Source organism: Campylobacter anatolicus (genome assembly GCF_018145655.1).
Lineage (GTDB): Bacteria > Campylobacterota > Campylobacteria > Campylobacterales > Campylobacteraceae > Campylobacter_A > Campylobacter_A anatolicus.
Map to the genome: position 1 here is coordinate 308,696 of NZ_JAGSSY010000001.1, position 24,792 is coordinate 333,487.

At 34.3% G+C, this 24,792-nt stretch carries 22 protein-coding genes; 19 read left to right on the top strand and 3 right to left on the bottom strand.

The window, feature by feature from the left end:
* The first annotated feature begins 188 nt into the window (after nt 1–188).
* Nucleotides 189–1,244, top strand: coding sequence for a c-type cytochrome (locus KDE13_RS01570; protein ID WP_212140150.1), 1,056 nt, complete (start codon nt 189–191; stop codon nt 1,242–1,244).
* Between the two features lie 1,074 nt (nt 1,245–2,318).
* Here the strand turns inward: KDE13_RS01570 and yedF are convergent.
* The 3 genes from yedF to uvrA all read right to left on the bottom strand — a co-directional run bounded on the left by yedF (nt 2,319) and on the right by uvrA (nt 7,481).
* A complete protein-coding gene (gene yedF / locus KDE13_RS01575; protein WP_212140149.1) occupies nt 2,319–2,555 on the bottom strand; it encodes a sulfurtransferase-like selenium metabolism protein YedF in 237 nt (78 codons plus the stop codon).
* The gene (gene yedE / locus KDE13_RS01580; RefSeq protein WP_212140528.1) at nt 2,555–3,760 is read right to left on the bottom strand and encodes a selenium metabolism membrane protein YedE/FdhT; all 1,206 of its coding nucleotides are present in this window, start codon (nt 3,758–3,760) and stop codon (nt 2,555–2,557) included. Before yedE ends, yedF begins: the two co-directional genes overlap by 1 nt.
* 877 nt (nt 3,761–4,637) lie before the next feature.
* The gene (uvrA, locus tag KDE13_RS01585; RefSeq protein ID WP_212140148.1) at nt 4,638–7,481 is read right to left on the bottom strand and encodes an excinuclease ABC subunit UvrA; all 2,844 of its coding nucleotides are present in this window, start codon (nt 7,479–7,481) and stop codon (nt 4,638–4,640) included.
* An 82-nt stretch (nt 7,482–7,563) separates the two neighbouring features.
* On the opposite strand from uvrA, the gene KDE13_RS01590 reads away from it, so the two are divergent.
* From KDE13_RS01590 to KDE13_RS01675, 18 genes are all read left to right on the top strand, one after another.
* Nucleotides 7,564–9,141 (top strand): class I SAM-dependent methyltransferase, encoded by a 1,578-nt coding sequence (locus KDE13_RS01590; protein WP_212142668.1) that lies wholly within the window; start codon nt 7,564–7,566, stop codon nt 9,139–9,141.
* Between the two features lie 63 nt (nt 9,142–9,204).
* On the top strand, nt 9,205–9,489 hold the full coding sequence (locus KDE13_RS01595; protein WP_212140146.1) for a DUF362 domain-containing protein: 285 nt from the start codon (nt 9,205–9,207) through the stop codon (nt 9,487–9,489).
* 96 nt (nt 9,490–9,585) lie between these two features.
* Nucleotides 9,586–9,999 carry a nucleoside-diphosphate kinase gene (gene ndk, locus KDE13_RS01600; protein ID WP_212140145.1) on the top strand — a complete coding sequence of 138 codons (414 nt, stop codon included), beginning with the start codon at nt 9,586–9,588 and terminating at the stop codon, nt 9,997–9,999.
* A gap of 25 nt (nt 10,000–10,024) precedes the next feature.
* The gene (locus tag KDE13_RS01605; RefSeq protein ID WP_212142669.1) at nt 10,025–10,381 is read left to right on the top strand and encodes a hypothetical protein; all 357 of its coding nucleotides are present in this window, start codon (nt 10,025–10,027) and stop codon (nt 10,379–10,381) included.
* Between the two features lie 12 nt (nt 10,382–10,393).
* The gene (gene rpmF, locus KDE13_RS01610) at nt 10,394–10,540 is read left to right on the top strand and encodes a 50S ribosomal protein L32 (protein ID WP_212140143.1); all 147 of its coding nucleotides are present in this window, start codon (nt 10,394–10,396) and stop codon (nt 10,538–10,540) included.
* Nucleotides 10,541–10,542: 2 nt separating this feature from the next.
* Entirely contained in the window at nt 10,543–11,532 is a 990-nt protein-coding gene (gene plsX, locus KDE13_RS01615) for a phosphate acyltransferase PlsX (protein WP_212140142.1), read from the top strand.
* A gap of 3 nt (nt 11,533–11,535) precedes the next feature.
* Nucleotides 11,536–12,540 (top strand): beta-ketoacyl-ACP synthase III, encoded by a 1,005-nt coding sequence (locus KDE13_RS01620; RefSeq protein WP_212142670.1) that lies wholly within the window; start codon nt 11,536–11,538, stop codon nt 12,538–12,540.
* Between the two features lie 180 nt (nt 12,541–12,720).
* Entirely contained in the window at nt 12,721–13,320 is a 600-nt protein-coding gene (locus KDE13_RS01625) for a peroxiredoxin (RefSeq protein WP_212140140.1), read from the top strand.
* Nucleotides 13,321–13,603: 283 nt separating this feature from the next.
* Nucleotides 13,604–15,226 carry an HAL/PAL/TAL family ammonia-lyase gene (locus KDE13_RS01630; protein WP_212142671.1) on the top strand — a complete coding sequence of 541 codons (1,623 nt, stop codon included), beginning with the start codon at nt 13,604–13,606 and terminating at the stop codon, nt 15,224–15,226.
* Nucleotides 15,227–15,234: 8 nt separating this feature from the next.
* On the top strand, nt 15,235–16,395 hold the full coding sequence (locus KDE13_RS01635; RefSeq protein ID WP_212141699.1) for an Opr family porin: 1,161 nt from the start codon (nt 15,235–15,237) through the stop codon (nt 16,393–16,395).
* Nucleotides 16,396–16,404: 9 nt separating this feature from the next.
* Nucleotides 16,405–17,958, top strand: coding sequence for a flavocytochrome c (locus KDE13_RS01640; protein ID WP_212142672.1), 1,554 nt, complete (start codon nt 16,405–16,407; stop codon nt 17,956–17,958).
* The gene (locus KDE13_RS01645; RefSeq protein ID WP_212140136.1) at nt 17,952–18,335 is read left to right on the top strand and encodes a cytochrome c3 family protein; all 384 of its coding nucleotides are present in this window, start codon (nt 17,952–17,954) and stop codon (nt 18,333–18,335) included. Before KDE13_RS01640 ends, KDE13_RS01645 begins: the two co-directional genes overlap by 7 nt.
* Nucleotides 18,336–18,344: 9 nt before the next feature.
* Nucleotides 18,345–18,899: a cytochrome c3 family protein gene (locus KDE13_RS01650; protein ID WP_212142673.1), complete on the top strand. Its 555-nt coding sequence runs from the start codon at nt 18,345–18,347 to the stop codon at nt 18,897–18,899.
* A 75-nt stretch (nt 18,900–18,974) separates the two neighbouring features.
* Complete coding sequence (locus tag KDE13_RS01655) at nt 18,975–20,507, top strand: sensor histidine kinase (RefSeq protein WP_267873700.1); 1,533 nt, start codon at nt 18,975–18,977, stop codon at nt 20,505–20,507.
* Nucleotides 20,507–21,193: a response regulator transcription factor gene (locus KDE13_RS01660; protein WP_212140133.1), complete on the top strand. Its 687-nt coding sequence runs from the start codon at nt 20,507–20,509 to the stop codon at nt 21,191–21,193. The genes KDE13_RS01655 and KDE13_RS01660 overlap by 1 nt, the downstream gene beginning before the upstream one ends.
* A 220-nt stretch (nt 21,194–21,413) precedes the next feature.
* On the top strand, nt 21,414–23,723 hold the full coding sequence (locus tag KDE13_RS01665) for a helicase HerA domain-containing protein (protein WP_212142675.1): 2,310 nt from the start codon (nt 21,414–21,416) through the stop codon (nt 23,721–23,723).
* Between the two features lie 64 nt (nt 23,724–23,787).
* Complete coding sequence (gene plsY / locus KDE13_RS01670) at nt 23,788–24,402, top strand: glycerol-3-phosphate 1-O-acyltransferase PlsY (RefSeq protein ID WP_212141695.1); 615 nt, start codon at nt 23,788–23,790, stop codon at nt 24,400–24,402.
* Nucleotides 24,399–24,725, top strand: coding sequence for a dihydroneopterin aldolase (locus KDE13_RS01675; protein ID WP_212142676.1), 327 nt, complete (start codon nt 24,399–24,401; stop codon nt 24,723–24,725). The genes plsY and KDE13_RS01675 overlap by 4 nt, the downstream gene beginning before the upstream one ends.
* Nucleotides 24,726–24,792 lie beyond the last annotated feature (67 nt).

Genomic DNA, 24,792 nt, shown 5'->3' on the forward strand with positions numbered 1-24,792 from the left:
CATAATTATACAAATTTCTATTAAAATTTAGATTAGCTCAAACGATATTTCAAAAAATATGAGATATAAAGATGGTTTACATAATTTTCTTAATCTATTATTTATTATAAAAAATAAATCTTATTATTTCATTTTTTATATGTTTAAATTTTATATAATTCCAATGCATTTTAAAACAAGGAGAACAAATGAAACTAGTTAAATTAGCATTAGTTGCCAGCTGTGTGTGCCTTGGCCTAAGTGCTAAAAGCATATCTGACTACAAAGTCGGAGACCAGCTAACAGACGCTGAAGGTATTGCATACTTTAAAGAGTATGGCGAGGTCGCCCATCAACCATGGCCTAGTAAAGAGCTAAGCATAAATGATGTTCCAAATACTAAAGAAGGTGAACTAATCAAATACGGCATAGAGCTTTTGTCAAAAACAGAAAGTACTCTTGGACCAAAAGGTAAACTAAAAATGACAAATAACAACGTCAATTGCACTGCCTGTCATATGGAGGATAATGGCAACGGACTACCTGGTACAAAAAAATATACTATGCCATTTTTAAACGTCTTTAACAACTATCCAAAACTTGATGTAGAGACAATGAAGATCATATCACTTGAAGATCGAGTACGCCAAATGGGTGGCACAAGCTCTGCTAAATTTCCAAACGACAGTAAAGAGATGAGAGCCATAATGGCATATTTTAAATGGCTTAAAAAAGCTTATGAGATCAAAGATGGTATGAGACTTACAGGAGATTTTATAGCTCGTATGGACTTTCCTAACCGTATGGCTGATCCAGTAAGAGGTAAACAAATTTATATGGATACCTGTGCGGTTTGCCACGGCGAGAGAGGTCAAGGCGTTAAAAATGATGACTTTGAAAATGGTGGTGGGCATATGTATCCATCGCTACTAATCTGGACAGATGGCGGACATATGTCTATGCTGCCAGTTTTAGCTAGATTTTTACGTTCATCTATGCCACTAGGTGCAACAGCAGACGCTCCGATACTATCGCCTGAAGATGCATTAGATGTAGCAGCTTTTGTAAATACCGGACTTGTTAGAAACCCTATGATGACGACAGAAAATCGTGCAGGATTAGACACAGCTTACTCAAAAGCACCGTCTATAAAGCCTGAGTATTTTGGCTCAGCCCCACAGCAACTTGACCCAATGCTATTTATAAAAACAAAATTTGGACCATGGAAAAATCCTAACTATTTCCCTGGTGAAGGAACACATTAATACAAGCTCTAGGTTTGCGATATGCAAACCTAGCTACAATAATCAGATCTTTAAAATTATCTTTTCTTAAATAGCTTCATACTCTAAGTTCTAAGAGTTTGTAAATTTATAGTGCAAAATAGAAAAAAGTATCAACAATCATTAATGTTTATTAAAAATTTTTAAATGGCCTTTGCAAAATCTCAGATAGTTTCACAAGCACTACATTTTTATAATTTTATATCCATTATCAAATTTAGTATAAATAAACCAACAACTACCAAAAAACTGTATTCTCACACACTCTCTAATGCTTAAATAACGATAAAGACTTATAAATTTATTTAGCCAATCTTTATCATCTTTAAATGCATTTAGGCGTAGTATTATCGTATCTTACAATATAATTTTATCTTTAAGTAGCTTTATAAAATTAAAATATAATACTCAAATCGTGTATAAAATCACTTTTGTTTAAACTGTGTTTAATTATTGACTAATTTGGGGCGTAGATATACAGCGATTAGTGCATTATAAGTGGGCTTAGAAGTAGTTTTTCAGTGCCTATAATTAGCAATAACTGCTAGTAAAGATATTATTTGATCTACCAAATGCAGTTTACTTATACTTAAATTTACTCATTTTAGCTATTTTAAAGATATTTTCAGAGCTATTTTACCAAACAAAACCGGCATAATACATAGTCCGAAGAAATTTAGAAATAAAAATCCTGTAAGCTATATACTAAATGCGAATTTGGATATAAAAAGATATAAAATTATACAAAAAGCTAGATATTATGGCAGAAATAAACTAAATTCAGATTATAAATATGCAAAAAATAATAAATTAACCAATATAAAATGATAAAATTGTTAAAAATAAAGTAACGTTTTATACTTATACAAATATCTAACCGTAAGTCAAAACAAAATATGTAAAGTTTTATAAGAAATCAAAGTGAAAAACATAGTTTTTTAACTCACTTTGATCTTAAGCATAAAATGATTTTGAATTTAAAAGTGATTTTGCAAAAACCGCACTATTAAATTTAAAAATTTGAGCTAAGACTAGCCCAAATTTACTCATGTTGATCTACGGTTTTCTTATGATAAATCTAAGAGTCGGGCCATCTTGCTCTACTGATAAAACTTCAAAGCCACGGTTTTTAGCATCAACAGGGATAGAATTTATTGCCTGCGGACAGTCGCAAAGCACTTCTAAAACCTCACCACTTTTCATAGTCGGTAACACTTCAAGCGTAGCAACAGCTGGCATCGGGCAAGCCTCGCCTTGTATATCAAGAGTATAATTTATCTCATAATTTTTCATTAATATCCTCCTTTTGCAAAAAAGCGTTTTTTATAAAAGACAACCAACAATAGCACTAGCACAAATAGACTTAAATTTAAAGCCAACCCGCCAATAGGACCAAAAGTATCTAGTAAATTTATTTTCGGACCTGCTTTAAACCAGTCTGGAAAATGGTCGTAATTAAGTGCCAAGATAGCAGTTCCTACAAAATTTGCGATACCTACTATCATAAAATGCATTTGCCCCTCAGCAGCTCTATAAGTCCAACCGCACTCGCAACCTCCTGCAAAAACGATACCAAAACCAAACAAAAACGCTCCCATAGCCACCGCCGGACTAAAATTTACAATTTTAGAGTTATAGCCATTTGACACAAATACGAAAATAATCAAAGTTGCTATTATCATACCAAAAAATGCACCTTTTGTAGCCGTATCGCGACCGAACAAAAACAGATCTCTAAAACAAGAAGTAAAGCAGACTTGTCCTTTTGAGACAATGAAACCAAAAGCTATACCAAATATCAAGGCAAGTGGTAAAATACTAGCTTTTACTTTAAGATCGAAGCTGGGTGCATTTATAAAAAGATAGACCAACCAGATAATAGAAAGCACAAGTATAGCAACGCCATAAGCAAAATGTCTATTTGCCCTATTTTTGTCATATTCTATTCCTTTGCCATTTGCTCCATATCTTTGCAACACGACTTTTGGGCGAAAAATTTTAAATTTTCCCACTTGCACGGCACAGTAAATTCCTATAATCATAAACACAGCAAATAGCCAAGTATGGAGTGAAAAATACGGAAGTCCTGTGAAAAAATTAGCTAGATTGCATCCAAAAGCAAGTCTTGCACCAAATCCAGAAAGTATACCGCCAACTATGGCCTGGAATACACGAATACCACTTGCTGGAAGTCTAAATTTAACTTTGTTTGCCATAAAAGCAGCGATTGCGGCACCTAAAAACATTCCGATAAGCATAATGCCATCAACACGTGTAAGCGGAGTACCATTTAAATTTTGCATTTTATAGTATGAATAACTTGATAAATCCATACCAAAAAGCTCTAAAAACTCGCCACCCCAACGCGTCATCTCACCAGTAACCGCCCAAACGCCACGAAAAATGCCAAAATAAACAGCACTCAAAATAGCAAGTGCTATCATAGCTTTGCCAACATCCCAAAAATTTACAATGTATTTTTGTTTAAAAGAGTTAATAAAATCAAGCATTATAAGCCTTTATAAATTTTGTAACATGTCTAACTGACACCTTTAAAAGGTAAAATTGTAATATTTTAGAGTTTAGTATCTAATTAAATTCAAAAACTAACTTACAGATTAAATTTGCTTAGCTTGCTTTTTGAAACAATTACTAGTCAGTAACCTTTTTGCAAGGTCTCTTTGCATATCAACGTCATTCCCTAAACATACTGGCACAAGCCTCGCTAGATGACTGACAAAGTAGACTGTTGATTATACTATCACACCCTGGTAGCGAACTTTGGTTTTACTATCCCATTTCGCCTTTTATAATATTTGTTTTATAACTTTTCTCATACGTTTGCCAAATTTATTTATCATATTCGTTGACACAAACGATAAATCCAGCATTTTAAAAGCCAAGGTCAACCCCAATCAGCACTGCTAAAAACTAATCACATTTAAAAGAATAATCACATTCATTCTAAATCTTTAAAAGTAATTAGTTTAGTATTTTAGTTTAGCAGGATTATTTGTGTCTTTTAGTTTGATATTTTCTATTAAAATTTTATCATTTGTTTTAATAAATTTATATTTTAAAAGCTATTAAATCTTTATTATTTTAATGATAGCAAAGCGACAAACTCCCACACCCTCAGCCATCTTTAATATCACTTTTTACAGTGTATTTAAGTCTTTAATAAATTTCATCGCCAACAACATAATCAAATCCATAAACTATGGATAACTTGGGCTTAAAGCCAAAGCAGAGCATAATTTTTCTATCTTTACGATAGCTCATAATGTTTGTTCTGCTTTTATTGATTTAGGAATTTTTATATTAAAATTTTCTAAACTGCTTAAATTTAAGACAAAATCAACTAAATTTTTGACACTACTTAGCTTTTTTATTAATTTTTTTCATATCTTCAATCTCCTCCGCTAAAAACATCCCGGTATAACTTCCGGTTTTTTTATGATTTTTAGCGACATCCTTAACCCTTCCAACAGCGATGATCTTACCGCCCTTTGCACCGCCTTCTGGTCCCATATCTATGATATAATCGCAGTTTTTGATAATATCCATATTATGCTCAATCACAAATACTGAATTTCCAAGATCCACTAAATGATGAAGTACCTTTACAAGCTTATCTACATCAGCAAAATGAAGCCCAGTAGTAGGCTCATCTAAGATATAAAGTGTATTTCCAGTATCGCTACGACTTAGCTCTTTAGCCAGTTTAACACGTTGTGCCTCGCCACCACTTAAAGTTACTGCATTTTGTCCTAGCGTTATGTATCCTAGCCCAACGTCAGAGAGTGTTTTAAGCTTATTTGTGATCTTTGGTACAGCCTTGAAAAATTCTATCGCCTCATCAATACTCATATTTAATACATCAGCGATATTTTTACCTTTATATAAAATTTCAAGTGTTTGTGTGTTATATCTAGCTCCTTTACAAACATCGCATATGACATTTACATCAGGTAAAAAGTGCATCTCTATTGTTATCTCACCCTCGCCTTGACACTTCTCGCAGCGTCCACCCTTGACGTTAAAGCTAAATCGCCCTATTTTATACCCACGCAACTTTGCCTCTTTGGTTTGAGCAAATAAATTTCTTATCTCGTCCATAACGCCCGTATAAGTCGCAGGGTTTGAGCGTGAAGTGCGTCCGATAGGACTTTGATCTAGATAGATAACCTTATCTAAATTTTCAAGTCCATTTAAATTTACTCCTGCAACTTTTTTTACTTTCTTAGCACGATTTAACTGCTCTTGTGCTTCTGGTAGTAGAGTTTGGAGTACAAGCGAACTTTTACCAGAGCCACTAACGCCTGTTATACCAACTAAATTTCGCAATGGAAATTTAGCGGATAAATTTTTAATATTATTAATATTTATATTTGAGATTTCCAGCCATTTTTCTTGCGGTCTATTTTTTTGATAATTTATACTTTTCTCGCCGTTTAGATACTGTGCCGTTGTAGTACCACTTTTTAGTAGTTCATCAACACCGCCAGCAAAGATCACACTACCGCCAAATTTCCCAGCTCCCACACCTATATCCACGACAAAGTCTGCCTCTTTTATTGTCTTTTTATCATGCTCTACGACTATGACAGAGTTACCTTTTTGTTGTAAATTTCTTAAAGTTTTTATAAGTTTTATCGTATCTCGCTCGTGTAGACCGATACTTGGCTCATCTAGCACATACATTACACCACTTAAGCCACTACCTATCTGAGAAGCGATACGTATGCGTTGTGCCTCACCACCGCTTATCGTCCTAGCATCACGCCCCAAAGAGAGATAGCCAAGCCCCACATCATAAAGAAAATATAATCGCTCATTTATCTCCTTTAATATAGGTGCAGCAATAATGCTCTCTTGTTTGCTTAAATAGCTAAATTTAGAAACATCAGAGAAAAATGCCGTACAGTTTTCAATACTCATATCTAAAATATCCCCTAGTCCAAGTCCAGCCACTTTAACTGCTAAAGACTGCGGTTTTAGCCTATGTCCGTTGCAATCTGAACAGATCTTCTCACTCATATACTCATCAAAATCCTTATAATCTTTAAGCAAATCATAAGTTATCTTTATCGCACCATCAAATTTACGCATTAGCTTATGTCGCTTCCAGAAAAACTCTACTTCCTTCACATTACCATAAAGCACAAGTCGCTTCTCATCTTCACTTAGTTCGTAGTATGGACGCTTTACATCCACGCCATTTTGCTCACAAAATGCAAGTAAAAATTTATAATAATAGCTCATATTGTAGCCATAAAGTAGCTTTATAGCACCACCTTCTATGCTCTTTTCTTCATCAATCACTTTACTCATATCAAGGCTGTAGCGAAGACCTAAACCATCACAATGCTCACAAGCTCCCTTTGGGCTGTTGAAGCTAAAACTAAGTGGCTCAAGTGGCGTAAATGAAATTTTACAATCAAAACACGCCAGATGCTCGCTATAATGTATGAAACTCTGTGTAAGCCCTAGCTCATCGGCATTTGTGATCTCTACTTCTATCTCTCCATAGCTCTCACTAAGTGCTTTCTCCACATCCTGTGCCAAGCGTGCCGAGTTATCTTTACTCACTACAAGGCGGTCTATGACGACTTTTATCGTGTGTTTTTTTGTTTTTGCCAACTCTATCTCTTCATCAAGTCTAACCATCACGCCGTCTATCAAGGCCCTAACAAAGCCCTTTGAACGTAGATTTTCTATTAAGTCCGCCCAAGTCCCCTTTTTTTCACGCACAAGAGGTGCGTAAAGGACAATTTTCGCTCCGGTTGGTAGCTTTGAAATTTCATTTATGATATCACTTGCACTCATTTTTGATATAGGTTTGCCACACTTATGGCAGTGTTGAACGCCCACGCGTGCGTATAAAAGACGCAGATAGTCATAAATCTCAGTTATCGTGCCAACCGTTGAGCGTGGGTTTTTAGATGTTGTTTTTTGATCTATTGCGATAGCCGGAGTAAGTCCTTCTATCTTATCCACATCAGGTTTGCCAACGCGGTCTAAAAACTGCCGTGCATAGCTACTAAGACTCTCTATATATCTGCGTTGTCCCTCTGCATAAAGTGTGTCAAATGCTAAAGTACTTTTACCACTACCGCTAAGCCCTGTAAAAACTACAAGTCTATTTTTAGGGATTTCTAAATTTATATTCTTTAAGTTATGTTCTCTTGCACCAGTTATTTTTATCGTATCGTTCATTTTTATCCATTTTTTAACTAAATTTAATAAGCTCTATTGTATTATCAAAGCTATAAAAATTTAATAAATTTAAGGTTACATAATGGACGAAATCCAAAAAAGTTATGACGAGTTGCCCTACTTTTCGACAGCATTTTTTCAATGCTCACCAACTAGAATAGAAGCTATAGCTTCATTTTTATCGCTTACCCCCCCCCATAGCCAAAATTCACGAGTTTTGGAGATAGGCTGTAGCTATGGTGGGAATTTATTTCCTTTTGCGATAGCAAACCCAAATGCCAAAGCAGTCGGCATAGACCTAAGCAAAACGCAAATAGATAAGGCAAAAGAACTTGCAAAGCAAATGCGTGTGGATAACATTAAATTTATACAAAAAGACATATGTGAAGTAAGTCAAGCCAATGTGCGTGAGCTTGGCGAGTTTGACTACATCATATGCCACGGCGTTTATAGCTGGGTGCCTGATGTAGTTAAAGACGCGATATTAACAAGTATCAAAAAACTGCTAAGCCCAAACGGCATAGCCTACGTCTCATACAACGTCTATCCAGGTTGGAAAGTTAAAGACATCATACGAGATTTTTTAACATTTGGTGTTAGTGACATCAAAGGTGAAGTAAACAAAGCAGCAAAAGCAAGAGAGCTTTTAAATTTTTTAGTTAAATATACAAAATACTGCGAAAATACAGATGATATAAATAAAATTTTTCTAAACTCTCAGCTTTTAGATATGCATGTAAGTGATCTTTTAAGCAAAAGCGATACATATATATGTCATGAATTTTTAGAGATCTTTAACGATCCGATATACTTTAAAGATTTTGCCACAAATCTTGATAAACACGGACTTAGCTATCTGTGCGAAACCAGCCTTGATGATATATTTAAAGCCGATCTTGGTATAGACGAGTTTGACAAGTATATAAATTCGACGGTTAGCTCACGCATAGATAAGGAGCAAATGCTTGATTTTATGGTAAATAAGCAATTTAGACAAAGTCTGATAATACATAAAGAGCTATTTAACAATGAGTCACACATTGAGATAGGAGCAAACGAACTAGCAAAATTGCACTTAGCAAGTCAATTTAAACGCACAGAAGATGGATATGAGTCTTTTGGACTAAAAATGAAGCCTGAATACAACTGGCTTTATCAAGTCTTTAATGACGTATATCCGGATAGTGTAAATTTCGCCGATATAGCAGCCTTGCTAAAAGATGATGAAAACGCACTTAAATCAGCATTTATGGGCTTAATGGAGATAGTTGCAACAGGTCACGTTGCTATAAGCACAAAACCACTAAAAACTATAAAATACGAAGTCGGAAAGAGTAGATTAAAGCAAAATTTTAGAGGATATTTTGAGTATTTTTCAGCAAATGAAATGCCGGTGATTAGCATGGCAAACGAACTAAACAGTATTGCTGATTTCTCAACTTTTGACGCTTTTGTAGCACTTCAATTTAATGGCAAAAACTCACTTGAAGCTATAGAAAAACAGACTGGTAAATTTATAAAAGATCGTGGACTAAACCTTATGGAAAATGATAAAATTTTAAAATCACACTCAAAAGATGACTTTAAAAAGATGGTTAAAAGCTACATAGATATTATACATACAAAGCTTGTAAATGGCTATTTTTTAGAAAATATTTAGAAAATTTTATATCATTTTCAGATTATTTTGATATTCTACGAAAAATTTTTCAAAGGAGAAAAAATGGCAGTAAAGATTACAGATATTTGCATTAGCTGTGGTTCATGTATAGATGAGTGTCCGGTGGAGGCTATCGTAGATGATAGTGATAACCCAACAGGTGCAGACGCATACTATGTTTATGCAGATAAATGCGTTGAGTGTGTAGGGTATAATGCAGAACCAGCCTGTGCATCAGCCTGTCCAACCGATGGCTGTATCGTCTGGGATGCTCCATTTGCTGGTCAACCATCACGTAGTGAGATCAGTGCTGACTTACGTGCTGGTACAACTCCAGTTGTGGCATAAATTTTAGGCTCTTTTTTGAGCCTAATTTATTTTTTAACTTTTTTTTGATATAATTGCCAACTTCATCAAAAACAATGTAAATTTAAGGGATAAAATATGCAAAGAACACTTTCTATTATAAAGCCTGATGCTGTTAAGAAAAATGTTATAGGCAAGATTATTGATAGATTTGAGAGCAATGGGCTTAGAATAGTCGCTGCTAAGAAAATCAAACTAAGTAAATGCGATGCAAAAGCGTTTTACGCAGTACATAGCGAGAGACCATTTTTTAATGATTTGGTTGATTTTATGGTTAGCGGACCGGTTGTGGTTATGGTGCTTGAGGGTGAAAACGCAGTAGCTAAAAACCGCGATCTAATGGGTGCGACTAATCCAAAAGAGGCTGCTCCTGGTACGATAAGATCGGACTTTGCGGAGAGTATAGATGCAAATGCAGTTCATGGCAGTGATAGTTTAGAAAATGCAACAAATGAGATAAATTTCTTCTTTGCAGCAAGAGAGCTTTGCTAATAACTAATAAATAACTAATAAATATATGAAAATATCTTTTTTAAAGGTTACTCCGCAAAATTTTGACTTTATGATAAGTGATAGCGAACTTAAATTTAGTGGAATTTTAAAAAAGATCGATATAAAATCGGTCAAATGTATCGGCAAGATAGAGGGAAACACACCACATAACTGCGATAGATGTGGCGTAGATATAAATTTAGTTTTAAACGAGCCAGTTGAGCTGATTTTAAGTGATGGGATTTACAAAGATATTGATAACAAGCTATGCGATGTTGTTGAATTTTTTGATGGCAGCATTGATTTAGACGAAGTTTTTAAAAGCGAAGTAGAGGCTTTTAAAAGCGATTATTTTTATTGTAAAAATTGTAAAAATTTATAAAAAGGAGAAAAAATGGCAGTACCTAAACGAAGAGTGAGTCACACTCGTGCAGCAAAACGTAGAACACACTACAAAGTAACACTTCCTGTACCTGTTAAAGATAAAGACGGCTCGTGGAAGATGCCTCACCGCATAAACAAAACAACTGGTGAATACTAAAAATGATTCGCATTGCTATTGATGCTATGGGCGGGGACTTCGGTCCTGAGCCTATTGTTGCAGGTGTTATTGAGGCACTAGAAGATGTAGAATTTTCAGCTGTACTTGTTGGCGATAGCAATGTCATAAAACCACTCATACCAAACAACTTCCTAAAACACATCACATTTGTTGAAGCAGCTGAAGTTATCTCTATGTCAGATGGTGCAACTGACGCACTCAAACGCAAAGAAAGTAGTATATATAAAGCTGTAGAACTCGTAAAAGATAAAGAGGCTGACGCTGTGGTATCGGCCGGACACAGCGGTGCAACTATGAGCCTAGCTACTCTTCGTATCGGTAGACTTAAAAATGTCGCACGGCCCGCTATTGCCACACTAATGCCAAACTCAAAGGATAGCACAACACTTGTGCTGGATGTTGGGGCAAATGTTGATTGCAAGAGCGAACATCTATTTCAATTTGCAGTAATGGGCGAAGCCTATGCAAAAGAAATTTTAAACCGCAAAAACCCACGTGTCGGACTTTTATCAAATGGTGAGGAAAAAAGCAAAGGTAATGAGATAAGCAAAGAGGCTTATACACTCATATCAAAGTTAGATAGCTTTACTGGTAATGCGGAAGGTAGTCAGGTCTTTGATGGTAGCGTTGATGTCGTAGTTTGCGATGGCTTTATAGGTAATATCTTACTTAAAACAAGTGAAGGCGTAGCCGATGCTATAACTAAAATCATAAAAAAACAGGTTAAAAGATCGCCTCTTGCCATAGCTGGGTCTGTACTAATGAAAAAGGTTTTTAAAACACTTAAAAAGCAAGTTAGCTACGATGAATATGGCGGTGCTCCACTACTTGGTGTAAATGGTTGCGTTATTATTAGCCATGGTAAAAGTAATGCAAAAGCTATCAAAAACGCAATATTTCAAGCTATAAATTTTGCAAACTCAAATATAAATAAAGTAATAGAAGAAGAATTATCACATTTTGCAAGGTAAATTATGCCAAAAGCCTCTTTAATATCCATAGCATCGTATGTGCCAGAAAAAATTTTAACAAATTTTGATCTTGAAAAAATGGTAGAGACTAGCGATGAATGGATAGTTAAGCGAACCGGCATAAGACAAAGACACATAGCAACTAATGAGATTACTAGCGACCTTGGCACAAAGGCAGCTCGTCTAGCCATACAAAGATCAGGGCTAAAGCTAAGCGAGATAGACGCGATTATATGTGCGACTATATCACCAGATCATCTTTGTATGCCCTCGACTGCATGTAAAATCGCTACAAATTTAGGGCTAAATTTTGGCGTAACAGCATTTGATATAAGTGCTGCTTGCACTGGATTTATCTATCTTTTGGAGCTCGCAAAATCGCTAGTTGAAAGTGGTGCAAAGAAAAACGTGCTAATAGTTGGAGCCGAAAAACTTAGTAGCATAGTTGACTACACAGATAGAAGTACGTGTATATTATTTGGTGATGGTGCTGGGGCAGCGGTTATTAGCATAAGCAAGAGCAATGAAATTTTAGACGTACACACGGCTAGTGATGGCTCGCAGGGCAAACTACTCATAACACCAGGGTGCGGAAGTGCCTACCCTGCAAGTAGCGAAACACTATTAAAAAGGCTAAATTTTATACATATGTCTGGCAATGAAGTCTTTAAAATAGCCGTTCAGACACTAACAAAAAGCGTTGTAGAAATTTTAGAACACAATGGTCTTTCAAGTAGCGATATCGACTTTTTTATCCCACATCAGGCAAATATCCGTATCATAGAGGCGGTCAAACAAAGACTAAGCTTTACAGATGAGCAATGTGTGCTAACTGTGTCAAAATACGGAAACACAAGCTCAGCTTCAATACCTATGGCACTAAATGACGCTTATGAAAGCGGTCGTGTTAAAAATGGTTCTATGCTACTACTAGACGCATTTGGTGGTGGCTTTACTTGGGGTTCTGCTATACTTAAATTTGGTGGCAAAAACTTTAGTGAACTTTAAAATTTAGATAAATCCTATATTTAACCAACAACTCTTATCAATATATACAAATACCAAGCATTAACTAAATTGTGCTAAATTTATCTAGATGAAAAGATGAAAGAATATAAAAATTTATATTTTGTTAAAATTCTAGTGATATACTTTCGTAATTAATAAAATTTATTATAAGGAGAAATAATGTTAGTAACAAAAAAAGCACCTGATTTTACAGCTGCAGCAGTTTTAGGAGATAATCAAATCGTAAATGATTTTAACCTTTATAAAAATATAGGTAAAAACGGAGCGGTAGTATTTTTCTATCCAATGGACTTCACATTTGTTTGCCCTAGTGAGATCATCGCATTTGATAAAAGATATGATGAGTTTAAAGCTCGTGGTATAGAGGTTATCGCAGTTTCTTGCGACAATCAATTCTCACACTTTGCATGGAAAGAAACACCTGTAAATAAAGGTGGTATAGGCAAGGTTCGCTTCCCAATAGTTGCTGATATGACAAAAGCTATCGCACGTGGTTTTGATGTACTTATAGAAGATGCTGGTGTCGCACTTCGTGGCTCATTCTTGCTTGATAAAGATGGCACAGTCCGCCACGCAGTCATCAACGACCTACCACTTGGTAGAAATATAGACGAAATGGTAAGAATGGTTGACACTATGCTATTTACAAATGAACACGGCGAGGTTTGTCCTGCTGGTTGGAACAAGGGCGATGCAGGTATGAAGGCTAGCACTGCTGGTGTTGCTGATTATCTTTCACATAACGCTGATAAACTATAATTTTTAAGGGCGAGAGATCGCCCTACTCTTAGATTAAACTTATTTTAAATCATCAATAAATTCTATCTATAATATTTTTATTATGGATAGATATCTTAAATTTATACACAAAAATAATAATACCGCTAATTTAACATATTTACATAAATTGGGTTTACTCACAAAATAATATAAAAATTTATTTTAATATTATTAATTTTATATTAAATAAATACATAAAATTACTTTTTAGAAATTATTTTGTTTTAAAATTAGACCATAACTTTAATCTTAGGAGGACATCATGAAAGGTTTTAAATTCCTATCCTTGGTCGCTATTTTAGCACTTAACTTAAATGCTTCTGATATCATTTTGGATGGCACAAGCATAACTCCAAATGATATTTTAAAAATTTCAAATGGAGCTAAAGTTAAAATTAGTGATAGTGCAATAAAAAAGGTAAAACAGGCTCATGAAGTGCTGATAAACGCAGCAAAAGACGGACAAAAAATTTATGGCTTAACAGCTGGTGTTGGTCTAAATAAAGACAAAAATTTCGTAGATGTTAAAGGAAATTTAGACGCTGAAGTTATTAAAGCCTCTACTGAATTTAATAAAGGTCTTATCCATGCACACTGTGGTGGCGTTGGCGAAGAGATGCCTTTAAAAACGGCTCGTGCAGTTTTGGCAACAAGACTAAATAATATGCTGTTTTCAGGAGCTGGGGTTCAAAGCGAAGTTATAAATTTATATAAAGAATTTATAAATCAAGACATAATCCCTGTAATGCCAAGTGGTGGCTCTATGGGAGAAGCTGACATTACTATATTAGGGCACGTAGGACTTGCCATGCTTGGAGAGGGAGAAGTATATTATAAGGGTAAAAAAATGAGAGCTGATGAGGCTTTAAAAAAGGCGAATCTAAAACAACTTTCTCCTTTCGGTAAAGATAGTCTTAGCATTTTAAGCTCAAATTCATATTCAGCAGCACTTGCAAGTCTTGCGTTGGAAGATTTAAAACAGGTGTTTAAACTATCAAAACTAGTCTTTGCATTAAGCATTGAGGCATTTAATGGCAATGTCGCACCATTTACAAAAGAGGCTAGCGAACTTAGACCTTTTGCAGATTTTGTATCGGTAACAGCACAAATAAGGGAAATTTTAAAAGATAGCTATCTATGGGATCAAGACGGGCAAAGAGCTCTGCAAGACCCGCTAAGTTACCGCGACGCTTCTTACTTTTTTGCAGCATTAAAATCAAGCATTGATACACTTGATAATTTAATGAAAACTCAACTTAACTCATCAGATGATAATCCAGGAATTTATCTTGGTAAAAAGCCACAAAATGCTAAATTTCAAGAAAGCAAGCTATTTACAAATGGCGGTGCAGTAGTACCAACTTCAAATTTTGAGCCACTTTTATGGGTTGTCGAGTTTGAAAAAGCATCAATTGTCTTAGCACATAATTCAAAAGCGTCTGCATTAAGAACTATAAAATTATCAAATGATGGCTTTACAAAACTTAGTAGATTTTTAGGCACACAAAACACAATCCATGCATTTGGGGCTATGCAAAAACCGTTTGTATCACTTGCTGGAGAGAATGAATTTTTAGCAAATCCAGCCTCACTTGATTACACTCCAGTTGCTGGAGAGATAGAAGATGTGGCTACAAACGCACCGTTTGTTATACAAAAATTTCAAAAGCAAATTGAAAATTTCTACTATATATTAGGAATGGAGCTAATGCATGCAGCTCAAGCTATAGACTTACGAATGCAAAAAGAGCCGAATCTAAAACTATCAAAAGCCACAAAGGAGCTTTACGAAAAGTATAGAAATGTAGTTAAATTTTTAGAAATAGACAGGCCGCTTACAAATGACTTTAAAAACTCAGCTAAATTTTTAAAAGAGTATAACTAGGAGATTTTATGAAAAAGAGCTTAATATTATTAAGTACACTTTATTGTGTAGCTTTTGCGAGTAGTGATACGCTTGAAGATGCATTTAAAAATGGTAAATTTAGCGGAGATATCTCTACTTTTTTTGAGGGACGCCATATAAATAGTGGTGAAAAAAATAGATATTATAACAACACATCTTGGGCTGTTGGTTCAATAGGTTTAAAATACGAAACTGACTTTTATAAAAATTTTAAAGCAGTCGTTGGCTTTAGGGGAACAGCACCAATTTATGAAGGTGATAAAAAATTTATAACAGGTCATGGAAGCGGGGATTCTACTCAGAGAATTTATGAAGATGATAGATATTTAATATCAAATTTATATCTTGAATATAACGCAAATGATACAAATGTAAAAATAGGTCGTCAGGAGATGATAACTGACTGGATAGGGAAAATAAACGATGGCGTTAGGATTACAAACAACTCTATATCAAATTTAACAATAGATGCGATATGGACACGTGCAAAAGGTAGAGCTTATCTAAAAGAGATGTGGGGGTTTAAAAAGATAAATGACAACAAAGGTATGTTTAGCTTAGGTGCTACATACAAATTTGATAATGGTTTTGGCTTAAAAACTTATGGGTTATATGCTGATGATATATTTTCTGGAGTTGGTGGCAAGATCATTTATGATGATATGATAAATGATGAGCTAGGCGTTGGCACAACGCTTCATTATGCTAGAAGTAACGAGAAAACCATAGATAACGATGGAAGTATGTTCGAAGGTCTAGCATATGCAAAATACAATGAAAATAAACTAACTTTAGGATATGTTAAAACCGGCAAAAAGATAGGCTGGGGAAGTTTAAATTTAAATGGCGATCAAATAGTGCCTTTTGAAGAGGGCGATGTAATGTATGAAAGAGATGTAAAAACGCTTTATGCAATGTTTTCAACACAGATACAAAAGCTATCACTTACTGCACTTTATGGTACTACAAGCTATAAATTAAAAGGTGGCGATGATACAAATTACAGACAAAATGAGCTTAGTGTATGGGCTAGCTATCCGATAATGAAAAATTTAAATGCTTTTATCATATACGATCAAGTGTTTAAAAAACAGGTCAGCTACCCAAGCTTAACTCAGCTTGGTGCTGGAATTAGCTATATTTTTTAAGGATTATGAATGTCTAGTAGAAGAGATTTTTTAAATAGCGTAGTGTTGCTAGGAGCAGCAACACTTGCTAATGCTGACACTTTTATTAATAATAGCATAAAATGGGACGAGGAGTGGGATGTGCTTGTGGTTGGATCTGGCTTTGCTGGATCTGCCGCTACCTGTCAAGCACTTGATGAAGGTGCAAAAACACTTATGATAGAAAAAATGCCAGTCCTTGGTGGAAATTCGGCTATAAATGGCGGTGCATTCGCTGTTGTAAATTCTAGTTTTCAAAAAGATAGAAACATAAAGGACTCTTACGAACTTTATGTTAAAGATATTTTAAAAGCTGGGCTTAATCTAAATAGAATGGATCTTGTTGAAGTTATAGCCAAAAACGGCAACGATGCTTATGAGTGGACGCTTCAAAAGGGCGTTTATTACAGAAATGCTCTTGGTCAATTTGGCGGACACAGTGTTCCGCGAACAATTTGGCCAGAGATTAACTCAGGTGGAAAAATAACTATACCTTTGCAAGAATATGCTATGAAAAATGGTGCAACTATACGCACTAGAGTTATCTTAGATGATTTTATCCGTAATGAAAATGGTGATATTATTGGAGCAAAAGTTAGAGAAAACTATGACTTTGAGTTTGATCCATTAAAAGATGAGAGTGAGAATAAAAGTGGAGTTACTAAATTTTATAAGATAAACGGCGGTATTGTTATGGCAACTGGTGGCTTTGCTTATGATATAAATTTTAGACAAAGCATAGATCCTAGCCTAAGTGCAGATCTAGACTGCACAAATCACTACGGTGCAACGGCTCAAGCGTTAAAAGTAATGATGAAACATAAAGCACAAACCGTTGATTTAGAATGGATACAGCTTGGACCATGGGGAAGCCCTGATGAGAAAGGCTTTGGCATATCTCCGGTATTTGCGATACCTGCTTTCTCATATGGCATAATGGTAGATGCAAGAACTGGAAAGCGTTTTGTTAATGAGTTAGCAGATAGAAAAATACGCTCAGATGCTATTTTAAAAATTCATAAAAATCCAGATGGAAGTATAACGCACCCTATTGTAATATGCGATAGCATAGGTGCACAAGGCACTACAAAGGCAAACGTTGAGCGAGGCATACATAAAAAAGTTATAAGAGTTTTTGATACTATTAAAGAACTTGCTAAATTTTACGACATACCTTATGAAAGATTGCAAAAAAGCGTATATGATTATACAAGATATGCAAGAGCTGGCAAAGATGATGAGTTTGATAAGCCATTTTTTAAATTTAAAGATATCATTCCTGATCTAACAAAGCCACCATTTTACGCTTGGAGAGCTATTCCAAAAGTTCATCACACAATGGGAGGAGTTAAAATAGACACTGAAGCTAGAGTTTATGACACTGATAATAAGCCTATAAATGGGTTGTTTGCTGCAGGAGAGTCTGTTGGCGGACCACATGGGGCTAGCAGACTTGGAAGCTGTGCGATACCAGATTGTTTAGTATTTGGTAGGATTGCTGGTAAAAATGCTGCAAATTTAGCAAAAAAGGATAAAAGATGCTAAATATCATTAAAGTATTTTTAATATCTTTATTTATCTTTTGTGCGAATTTAAATGCATTAGAATCTAATAAATTTACAAAAGAAAACTACCCATTTAAGGCACATGATAAATTACATTTTGAGTGCAAAAACTGCCATAAGCAAAGCGACCCTAATGATTACAAAGCTTTAAGTACAAATGAGTGTTTGAGTTGTCACAAAAGTTATGAAATGCTTGCTGAAAGAAGTGGCCACCTAGGCTATGATGATAACATACATGCAAGCCCACACTATCCAAAAATGGATTGTAATCTATGCCATAGCACACATAAAACATCTAAAAATTACTGCGTTATGTGTCATTCACAAGACAGTATGAAAAATTTATTAGTGCCTTAAGGAGATGTGATGAAAAAAACACTTTTAAAAATTTGTTTTCTATTAGTATTTGCTTTTATTGTATTTTTTGGAGGAAATACTTTAATACATTCAACCGGAGATGATAAATTTTGCGTAAGCTGCCATGAGTGGATGGATCCTTTTGTTAAAACCTATCAAAAAAGCACTCATGGTGGAACAAATAAGATAGGCTTTAAAGCTAAGTGTGTAGATTGCCATCTTCCACATGATAGCTATATAAAATATGTATTTCAAAAAGCACTAAATGGTGCTAGTGAAGTTACTCATATGGCATTTAACGACGCAAAAGATGCAAATTGGCAAGAAAATAGAAAAAATAGGGACAAATTTGTCTATAATAGTGGCTGTTTAAGCTGTCATAAAACTATTTTAGATATAAATAGCACAAATAAAAATATAGATGATATGCATAAAATTTATATTGATTTTAAAGATAGTAAAACTGACAAAGTAAGTTGTGTAAGCTGCCATAAAAATGTAGGACATAAAGAGCTTGGCAAAACACTTTATGAGATAAAAAATCCACCTGTTGGAGAGTGGTAGAAATAAAAGCTTATGATAGAAAATTTTAAAAGACATCATATAATTGTTATTTTTTCTATCATATTCTTAACTTTAATGTTAATAAACTACACTATAAATCGCTCGTTTGTTAAAGAAATTTTAATAAACGAGCAAGTTAGTATGCTTAAAAATTCAAGTAATAAAGTAGAAAAATGGCTAGAAAACAAAAAGCATAGTCTAAAATCAATAAATCAACTAATATCAAAATTTAGTCCCGAAAAAGATGAACAAATCATAAAAGATATACTGCAAAAAAGTGAAAGCATTGCAAATTTTTCAAGTACATATGTGGGGTATGAAAACTCAACCATAATATCAAGCAAGGAATTTATTCGCCCAAGCGGATATGCCCCTATAAACCGACCCTGGTATCAAAATACTATAAAAAGTGGTGGAATTTATATAACAAAACCATATATCGATGCTGGGCTTAAAAAGCCAGTAGTATCGATATGTCAAAAGATAAATAGCATTCAAAATTTAGGTGTCTTGTGTGGCATATTACTATTTGATGATATAAAAAATGAGCTTAGTAGCTATAAACTTGAAAATAATGGCTTTATATTTTTAACAGACGATAGCTTTAAGCCACTAATATATCCAAATGATAACTTTAAAAATAACTACGGGTTTTTAAAAACTACAAATAAAGTTGACACTAGCCATATTGAAACAAAAAATGAGATATTAAGCTTTAAAAAGCTAGAAAATTCGACGTTAATTTTGATTGCAAAAACACCAAAAAATAATATCTACGACAAAATAAACGAACAATTTATAATAAATTTTGCAATATACATTTTAAGTATCTTTCTATTTTTAATACTTGCGTATTTTTACAATAAAAAAATAAATAGACAAAAGGCCGAGTTTGAAAAAACAAAAAGAGAGTATGAAATTTTGCTGTTTTCACAGGCAAAAATGGCAGAATTAGGACAGATGATAGGTGCTATATCACACCAATGGATACAACCTTTAAATTCGCTTAGCATATTTTTAGGCAATCTTGTTCAGTTTAAAAAGCTGGGAAAACTTAGCGATGATATTTTTTATGAAAACACTAAAAGATCACTTGAGAATATAGACTATATGGCAAACACAATGAGCATATTTAAAAATTTTTATAGATTGCAAACGACCACTCAGAAATTTGACATAAAACAGGCTATTTTAGATACTATTTTCATACTTTTTACTCACCATTCAAATGTTAATATAAAAGTTACACTAAAAAGTAAAACTGATACAAACTGCATAAATTATATAAATGAATTTAAGCAAATCATCGCCTGTTTGGTGCAAAACTCAAAAGAGGCATTAAAGGATAAAAAATATGCAAAAATAGTAATTAATATAACAAAAGAGCAAAATAAATTTATAATACGCGTAATCGATAATGCTGATGGCATAAAAACTGAAAATATAGGTAAAATTTTTACACCATTTTCTAGCACTAAAAACAGTAGTGGGCTAGGACTTTATATCTCAAAACTTATAGCAAATAAAAAACTAAAAGGCGATTTGGTGTTACAAAAAAGTAAAAATCCAACAATTTTTACTCTAACGATAGCAAAGGAAAATGTCTAATGTTAGATATTAGTATACTAAAAAAGCTTGAAAATATATCTGTACTTTTAGTTGAAGATGATGAAAACACAAGACTTGCCCTATATCAATCTTTAAGTCTATACTGCAAAAAGATAGTATGCGTTAAAGATGGACTTGAAGGGTTTAATCAATTTTTTAAAGATGACTTTGATGTAGTTATAACAGATATCAATCTACCAAATTTAAATGGCCTTGAAATGCTAGATGAGATAAAAAAGCGAGCTCCGCATTTAACTTCAATTGTCATAACTTCGTATGATACAAATGAAAATATATTAACAAGTATAGAGCTAGGAGCTTACAATTATCTTAGAAAGCCGATAAAAATCGAAGAGCTTCAAACAACCATCATAATGGCAACAAAACAAATTTATGAAAATAGACTAAAATTTAAAGAAATTTATGAATATGACTTAAGCCAAAGGGTTTTATTTAAAAATAGTGAGCAAATTTTTATGCCAAAAACAGAAGCTAAGCTATTTTTCTTGTTAATAAGCAATATAGACAAAGTTGTAAGCTATGAAGTTATTGAAAATTTTGTTTGGGGCGAAAAATCTATGAGTAACGAGGCCTTAAGGATGATAGTAAAAAAGATAAGACTAAAAACCGATAATAATATGATAGAAAATATATCCAAAATAGGCTATAAAATTTCTAAAAGTTAAGTATCCGTGTGATATATTTAAATCTAAAAATCAAGCAAACACTTAATTCACTTTAAATTATAAACTTAAAATTCTACCTCATCAAGTCATCTTTTTATCTAATTTAAAAAGTATATTTTACTTTCTCAAACCTAGTACAAATATCTTCATAAGATAATGCATTTAAAGGTTCTTGGTGGTTAAAATTGCTATAATCCTAAAAAACAAAAGAGGACAACAAATGAAAAGCCTACAAGAGAGCTTAAAACTTTTTTATCTTGGACTCAAAAATAACGAGCCATTTTTATACAAAAATAAAGATCTAACCACTCATGCGGCCATTATCGGTATGACCGGTAGCGGTAAAACCGGTCTTGGTATCACGCTACTTGAAGAGGCTTGTATAGATAATATCCCATCAATAATAATAGATCCAAAAGGCGATATGACAAACCTTGCACTTACCTTTGAGCAGATGAGTGCGGATGATTTTAGGCCTTACATTGATGAGAGCGAGGCGACAAACAAAGGGCTTAGTGTGAATGAGGTAGCCAAGCAGGAGAGCGAAATATGGCAAAAAGGGATAGAAAGTAGCTATCAAAGCTTAGAGCGAGTTAAAATGCTAAAAGATAGTGTTGATATGACTATCTATACACCTAAAAGCTCAGCAGGTATTGGCGTATCGCTACTTAGTGATTTTGTATGCCCTAAAGGCATTAACGAAAAAGATGATGAGAGTTTTAATAACTACATAAACTCACTCGCTGCTTCGGTGCTATCTCTTATCGGTATAAACAATGATGATATGAGCTCAAAAGAGCAGCTATTGATTTCAACGATATTTGATACTAAATTTAAAAACGGCGAAGATGTGAGCTTAGAACAACTTATCGGATTTATCGCTACACCACCGTTTGAAAAGATCGGCGTTTTTAGCGTAGATACATTTTATCCGAGTGCTGAGCGAATGAAACTAGCGATGAAGCTAAACGCACTCATTGCAAATCCAAGCTTTAAGAGTTGGAGCGATGGAATGAAACTTGATATCGCCAAGATGCTCTTTAATGAAAATGGCAAAGCAAAGTGCAATATCTTTACGATCTCGCACTTAAATGACGATGAGCGAATGTTTTTTGTAACACTGCTTTTAAACGAGATAATCGCATGGATGAGAAGTACAGAGGGAACTAGCTCGCTTAGAGCCTTGCTATATATGGATGAAATTTTTGGTTTTTTTCCACCAAATGCCAACCCACCGAGCAAAACGCCTATGCTAACCTTGCTAAAACAGGCTCGTGCCTTTGGTATTGGATGTGTTTTAAGCACACAAAACCCAGTAGATATTGATTACAAAGGACTTAGCAATATCGGCACGTGGTTCATTGGACGACTGCAAACCGCACAAGATAAGGCTCGTGTGATAGATGGACTAAGCGGTATAAGTGGTTCAAATTTAGATAAGTCAGAGATAGAAAAGACTATTTCAAATTTAGCAAAACGCAACTTTTTAGTTAAAAATATAAACGAAGATGGACTTGCTGTCATCTCAACTCGCTGGGCATTAAGCTATCTAAAAGGACCTCTTAGCCGTGAACAAATCACAAATTTAATGAGTAAGAAAAAAGCAAATTTAAAAAGCAATACAGAATCAAAAACTAAAAATTTAAAAGGCGGTGCTAAACCAATACTTGCTAGTGATATAGAGCAAGTTTTTGCTTGTAATTGCGACAAGAATGAGCTAAGTCCAAGCCTATTTGCTAGTGCAAAGGTGCGATTTTACGACGCAAAAAAAGGTATAAATACTATAAAAGATGTAAACTTAGTCTACGTGCTTAATGAGAGTGAGCGAAACGTGGAATGGGATCAAGCGAGCGTGAGCATGAGCATGAATTTTGAGCATAATGAGCCACAAAATGCAACATATCAGCCACTGCCTAGCTTTGTGATGAGTGCTAAAAATTTAAACGAGTTTAAAAAGAGCTTTAAGGAGTATATTTTTCGAAGTTATAAGCTTGAGCTTTACGAAGCACTAGGGCTACACTCAATTCCTAATGAAAGCAAAGAGGAGTTTTACATACGTCTTAGTGATAAGTGCAACGAGATTTTAGAGCAAAAGACAGCTCAGGTGAGTGCCAAATTTCAAAAAGAGAGAGCAAAGCTAGAAGATAGACTAAATAAAGCTACTATCAAGCTAGAAAAAGAACAGAAAGATATGGCTACAAGTGGACTAAATGCAGCGATTAGTATAGGTACGAGCATACTTGGAGCGTTATTTGGCACCAAGCTACTTTCAAGCTCAAACGCTACTAAAATCGCAACTAGTGCAAGGAGTGCAAGCAAGGTGTTAAAAGAGCGAAGCGATGTCAAGCTCAGCGAGCAAAATGTCGCTCAGATAAATATGCAAATAGATGAGTTGATGGCTAAATTTCAAAGTGAGATAGAGGCTGTAAAATCGGCAAATGACGTAAAAAATATCACTCTAAATATCACTCAAATCACGCCTAAGAAGAGTGATATATATGATGAAAATGTCGTACTTTTGTGGAGTTGATTTATAAAAATGTCAGCTACAATTTAATATCATTTAAATTTTTAAATGCAAAAAAAGGGCAAAAATGAATGAAAATTTATTACTTTATCTGGTAGCTTACCTGCTTGGCGGAGTGCCATTTGGACTGATATTTGGTAAAATTTTTGGCAAGATAAATATCACAAACGAAGGTAGCGGTAGCATAGGTGCGACAAATGTCTTGCGTGTACTAAAAGAGCATAATCCAAAAATCGCCAAAAAAATAGCTATTTTAACAGTGACTTTTGACGTGTTAAAAGGTATCGTGCCGATACTTATCGCACGTGCATTTGGGACGGATGAGAGTGTGCTGTGGGGCATGGCAGTTCTTAGCGTAGTCGGACATTGCTTCTCGCCGTTTTTAAAATTTGAAGGTGGCAAAGGTGTAGCAACAGGTGCTGGTGTGATAGCGTGTTTTTTACAGATTGAGATCTTGATCGCACTTGTGGCTTGGTTTGTCGTTGGCAAAATACTTAAAATAAGCTCACTAGCATCACTTTTAGCACTACTTACACTTGTGATATCAAGCTTTATTATTAGCCCAGACATAGATGGCATACACAGCCACGCACCGCTTCTTATCATATCATTTTTAGTAGTTTATAAGCATATACCAAACATAAAACGCCTACTAAGTGGTGCTGAAAAACAGATAATATGAAAGAAATTTTAACAACTATTATTAAAGATTATGAGTTTAGTACGATTATTGGTATGCTTGACTTTGAGCGGACAAGCCCACAAAAAGTTCGTATAAATTTAAGCTTTGAGAGCATTGAATTTGTTGATTATGTTAGTGTGATTGAATTTATAGAAAAATTTTATAATGAGCGTAAATTTTACTCAGTTGAAGAGAGTTTGCAGATTAGCACAAAAGCTTTAAAAGAGAATTTTAAAACCATAACTTCAATAAATTTTGAAATTTTAAAGGTTGAAATAGTCAAAAATGCCCTTGTGGGTGCAAGATTAGAGATTGTTTATTAAAAATTTATTAAAGTATCTTGAAATCTTGCTTAAATTATGTTATAATCCCTTTAAATTTTACTAAAGG